Consider the following 5,407-nt stretch of genomic DNA (forward strand, 5'->3'; position numbering starts at 1 on the left):
GGTCGATCCACGCGACGGCATATTCGTTAGCCTGGTCCGCCGCCTCGGCGAGATCGAAGAATTCGCCGAGATGGCGAAACCGCGTCGCCTTCTCCATGATGTCGAGCGACGGCACGCGCAGAAGCTTGATCGATGCCGACAGGATCAGCCCGGTCAGGCCCATGCCGCCGATCGTCGCCCCGAACAGGCGGACATTATCGGTCGGCGAGCAGCGATAGGTCCGGCCGTCGGACCGAAGCAGCGTCAGGGTCTCGACATGGCAGCCAAAGGTGCCGCGCCGATGGTGGTTCTTGCCGTGCACGTCGTTAGCGATCGCGCCGCCCAGCGTCACGAACTGCGTGCCCGGAACCACGGCTGGAAAGAAGCCGTAGGGCGCGGCATAGGCGATGATGTCGCAAAGCAGCGTGCCTGCATCGGCTTCCAGCACGCCGGTCTCGGCATTGAAGGAATGGATGCGGTTGAGCGGCCGCATGTCGACCACCATGCCGGCATCATTCTGGCAACTGTCGCCATAGGAGCGGCCATTGCCATAGCCGAGCAGCGATCCGGCTCTCGCCTCGCCGCGCTTCAGCAAGGCGATCGCCTCATCCGCCGCCATCGCCTTGCGCGCCGGTGGGGTCGCCAGTCCGAAGCTGCCGAAGCGCTCATGCCCCATCACCAGCCTCCGGCGACGAGGAAGACCGCGCCGATCGCGACGACGATCTGGCTGCGCCAGTCACGAATGATGAAGACCACCGGGTCGTCATGCATTTCGTCGCGCCGGGCCAGGATCCAGACGCGCATCGTGAGGTAGAGCACGATCGGCGCCAGCGGCCATATCAGCCAGGGATGCGGGTAAAGCTCGCGCACCGCCGGGCTGTCCATATAGAGCGCGAGCACCAGCGCCGAGGAGAAGGCCGACGCCATGCCGGCCTGGGCGACGATCTCCTGATCCTCGGTGCGATAGCCGCGGCCGGCGATGCGCTCGCCCGGAGGGATGGCCGTGGTGCGCAATTCGACGAAGCGCTTCACCAGCGCCAGCGACAGGAAGAAGAAGATCGAGAAGGCAAGCAGCCAGAAGGAAACGTCCACGCCGGTGGCGGCCGCGCCCGCCAGCACGCGGATCGTGTAGAGGCCGGCAAGCGTCAGCACGTCGACCAGAAGCATGCGCTTGAACGACAGCGAATAGGCGGTGGTGACGACCAGATAGCCGGCAAGCACGCCAAGGAATTCGACCGGCAGGAACAGGCCGGCTGCGATGCCGATCGCAAGCAGCACCGCGATCGCGCCCATGCCGAACGGAATGGACAATGCGCCGCTGGCGAAAGGCCGGTTGCGCTTGGTCGGATGCTTGCGGTCGAGCGCTAGATCGAAGAAATCGTTGAGGATGTAGATGGCGGACGCCACGGCGCTGAAGGACACGAACGCCAGCAGGCATTCCCAGATCATATTGGGATTGAAATATTCGTGCGACAGCACCATGGGCACGGCGATCAGCGCGTTCTTCAGCCACTGATGCATGCGCAGCATCTTGATATAGGTTCTCAGCGTCGGCTTCGGCGCCGGCATCGCCTCGGCCTGATGCGCCGCCTGCCAGCGCCGGGCGCTGCGATCGGGCGCCACCACCAGCGCGTTGCGCGCGGCATCGAAGACCTTGAGGTCGTGGCGGCTGTTGCCGGCATAATCGAAGCCCGCATCGCCATAGGCGGCGACCAGAGCGGAGCACTTGCGGCCCGAGGTCATGTTATGCGGGCCGTCGGTCGCCAGCACGCGGTCGAAAATGCCGAGATGCGCCGCGATTGCCTCGGCGAATTTGCGCGGCGTTCCCGTCGCCAGCACGATCACGCGGCCCTCCCGATGCTCGGCGCGCAAACGGTCGATCAATTCCTGACGGTAAGGCAGCGAGGCCGGGTCGATGTCGACGCGCAGGGATATTTCCTGCTTAAGCCGCGCCGGACCGCCGGTCAGCCAGAGCGGCAGCAGAAAGAAATAGAGCGGGTTCTTCTTGAGGAGGATGAACAGGCCTTCCCACAGAAGGTCCATTGCAATCAACGTCCCGTCGAGATCGACCGCAAGCGGAATTGCGTTCCTGTCCGACCTCGCGTCCATTGTCCTGCCCCGATAGAGCGCAGGATCCCGACTCCAAATCCCGGAAGGGCCACGCGCCAATTCAACCCGCGCCGTGTACCGGCGTCCACGGGGGCAGATATAGCCGGGGATGACGCAGCGAACGTTAAAACGTGCGGTTGCAGGGAATGGTCATGCCGGTTTTTCGGCCGTCATCGTTAAGCGTCGGCTACCGGAAACGATAAAAGGCCGGACATCGGTCCGGCCTTTGCCAATCTTACCGCGCCAATCCGTTGCGCGTTACTTGATGCGGGCGGTCCCGCCCGAAATTTCGACCGTCTCCGAACCGGTCAGGGCTTCGAGGTCACCATTGGGCAGGGTGACGAAGCAGCCGTTCGAGCAGAACTCCACCGTCTCGCCGGCACCGAGCGTCAGCTCGCTCTTGGCGCCGCCTTCGGTCACGACCAGGGTCCGCGTCTGAGCGTCCCTGTTGATCGCGCTGGCGGCGAAAGCCGAACCGCCCAAGGCCAGCAAAGCAATGGCGGCAACGACAGACTTCCACATTGCAATTCCGGTGTTTCACACACCGCCTCTGTTCAAAATTTGCAAGGCATTCTCGCCCTTTGCATCGAAGCTTATATGAGATGTTACCTGAACCGCAACTGAATGCCGCATTCATGCCACAATCGGTTTCGGCTGCACCGAAGATGCGTCGACCTTCGGGCATCGGCGTCCAAGAGGGGCGCGCAGGAAGCCGCCATTTCCAGGCCGGCCTCACCCGAATGTCGATGCACCTCAGCCCGGGTCGGGCTTGCGGCCCTTCCGCTTCATCTTGGCAAGCCGTTCCCGTTCGGCCGCGGCTTCCTCCTCCAGCCTCTGGCGCTCGGCGAATTCGGCTTCGATCTTGTCGTCGTCGATCGGCCAGGCTTCGTGCTTGTTCGTCTCGACCACGGCGCGCGGCGTCGACGGGATTTCGATCCGCTCGTCCTCGAAGATATCGAAGATGGCGAAACGAATATCGTTCTGCACGACGCTGCTGTTCATGATGTCGGCAACGAAGACGCGAATTTCGAACTCGAGCGCGGCAGCCCCGAAATTGGCGAAGAGGACGAACGGCTCCGGATTCTTCAGCACCATCGGATGGGCGCGGGCAATATCCAGCAGGATGGCATGGACGCGCCTCACGTCGCTGCCGTAGGCGACGCCGACCTTGATTTCGACCCGCCCCAGCTTGTTGCGATGCGTCCAGTTGCCGACCGCGTTGTTGATGAGGTTCGAATTGGGCAGGATCACCGACTGCCGCTGGAAGGTCTCGATCTCGGTGGCGCGCACGCTGATCTTGCGCACCGTGCCGCTGACATCGCCGGCGACGATCCAGTCGCCGACCTTGAACGGCCGTTCGGCAAGCAGGATGAGGCCGGAAACGAAATTCGAGACGACGTTCTGCAGGCCGAAGCCGATGCCGAGCGAAAGGGCGCCGGCGACCAGCGCCAGGTTGGAGAGATCGATGCCGGCCGCCGAGATGCCGACCAGGCCGGCAATCGCCACGCCGGCATAGCCGACGCCGAGGCGGATCGAGTTGCGCACGCCGGCATCGACCTTGCCGCGCGCCATCACCGAGCCGTCCAGCCAGCCCTGGAACCAGCGCGTCAGGAAATAGCCGATGGCGAAGACGACGATGCCGCTGAGGATGCCTAGGAAAGAGATGGTCACCGACCCGATCGAGACGCCGGTCGCCAGCTTATAGGCCCAGGCCTCGATATCGCCGGGCTGGAATCCCCACATCAACAGGATCAGCGGCAGGAACACCACGACGATCATCAGGTTGATGGCGATGCTGACCACCAGCCCCAGCTGGTCGAGCGCGGTATCCTCGTAGCTTGAATTTTCCGAAAGCCAGCGCCCGACCGAAGTGTCGGCGAAGCCGCCCTCCTCGCCGATCGCGCGCGCCGAGAGGAAACCGATATAGGCCGTCACCAGGACGGTCCCGGTCACCACGACCTGGAACGCGACGAAAAGCGACAGGCCGATATAGCCGAGCAATGCCGCGGCAATGGTGAACAGGCCGAGCCCGACGGCAAGGAAACGAAGCCAGGCCGGCCAGGGACGCCATGAGCCGTCCTGCGCCTTGAAAGGCTTCAACCATCCCATCAGGATCAGGATGACGCCGATGATGATGGTTGCGATAAAGCTCCTGGCGATCGTCAGCGAAAGCGGCGAGCCCATCTTCTCGTTGACGACCGACAGGAAGTAATTCAAGCCGAGCACCAGGGCCATCGCGGTCGTCAGCCCGACGAGCCAGCGCGCCGGCCCCGTCGCGACCGGGATCAGGCGCCAGTTGGGCAGCCGTGGCTCAAGCGCAGCGTTGGTCAGCCGGTTGACGCAGAAAACCATGCCGATCACCGTCAGCAGGGCATTGAGAAACGTGCCGATGTCGCCGCGCAGCACATTGTAATAGTTGAAGAAGAACACGGCCGAGGCGAAGAAGACGCCGAGCGCCAGGGTCGGCAGCAGCGTCGACCAGAAGGCGACCGACAGCCGGCTGAGATAGGACGGCTCCTCGACGGTTGGGTCGGCCTCGAATATGCGGCCGAACAAGCGCCTGCCGCCGATCAAGAGCACGGCCGCCAGCGCCAGCGCCATCAGGGTCGCGGCAAGGATCGCCTGGAACTTGAATTTGAGGGCGAAGCTCAGCCAGGACGACACCGCCTTGTAAAGACCCGAGATCTGGTCATGCGCGTCGGAAAAGGCCTGCGGGCTCAGCGCGTCGTTCAGATCATAATGTTTGGTGATGACGCTGCGGAAAAGCTCGCTGCGCATCACTGAGATCTTGTCGACCAGCCCGTTGACGCGGACCGACAGATTCTGCGCGCTGGCGACGACCGCGTTGATCTCGGCCTTCTCCGAGACAAGCGCGCTGCGCTCGTTGCTGACGATCGCCGGCTCGGGCGGCTGCCCCTGTGCCGGAGGCGGCCCAAGCACTTCGACGCGGGCGTTGATATCGTTGAGGCGCTGGCGGAATGCCAGCGCGCTGGTCAGCGCCGCCCGCGAAATATCCTCGAGCTGCAGGCGGATATCGACCAGCCCCGCATCGTCCTGGTCGGGGTCGTCCAGTCTCTTCTCCAGCCCGTCCGTCTTGGCCGTCAGATCCTGGATGACCTTGGTCTGGTCGGCGATGAGTTGCGCCGAGCCGTGGCCGATCGCCTGCGCCGACGCGTCGAATACCGGCTGCCCTAAGACAGCGACGATGACGACCAAGATCAGGCGCAACAGGCGGAAAAACATGGCGTTGTGGCGACTCGCGGCCGAAAAATCCTCGAAATTCCGCCCTTGATAAAGACCGGTCTATCGAGCGGCAAGC

General features: G+C 63.6%; 4 protein-coding genes. All 4 read right to left on the reverse strand.

Annotated features, from left to right (window positions below; genetic code table 11):
• Positions 1 to 655: FAD-binding oxidoreductase (locus EOA28_RS23590; protein WP_148670819.1), on the reverse strand; the 655-nt coding region annotated here is incomplete at its 3' end.
• Positions 655 to 2,088: a UbiA family prenyltransferase gene (locus EOA28_RS23595; RefSeq protein ID WP_128315328.1), complete on the reverse strand. Its 1,434-nt coding sequence runs from the start codon at positions 2,086 to 2,088 to the stop codon at positions 655 to 657. The genes EOA28_RS23590 and EOA28_RS23595, both read right to left, overlap by 1 nt.
• A 258-nt stretch (positions 2,089 to 2,346) precedes the next feature.
• Positions 2,347 to 2,610 (reverse strand): hypothetical protein, encoded by a 264-nt coding sequence (locus tag EOA28_RS23600; RefSeq protein WP_042645040.1) that lies wholly within the window; start codon positions 2,608 to 2,610, stop codon positions 2,347 to 2,349.
• A 231-nt stretch (positions 2,611 to 2,841) separates the two neighbouring features.
• Entirely contained in the window at positions 2,842 to 5,331 is a 2,490-nt protein-coding gene (locus EOA28_RS23605) for a mechanosensitive ion channel family protein (RefSeq protein ID WP_128315329.1), read from the reverse strand.
• Positions 5,332 to 5,407 lie beyond the last annotated feature (76 nt).

The sequence above is a fragment of the Mesorhizobium sp. M2A.F.Ca.ET.067.02.1.1 genome (assembly GCF_004023285.1).
Lineage (GTDB): Bacteria > Pseudomonadota > Alphaproteobacteria > Rhizobiales > Rhizobiaceae > Mesorhizobium.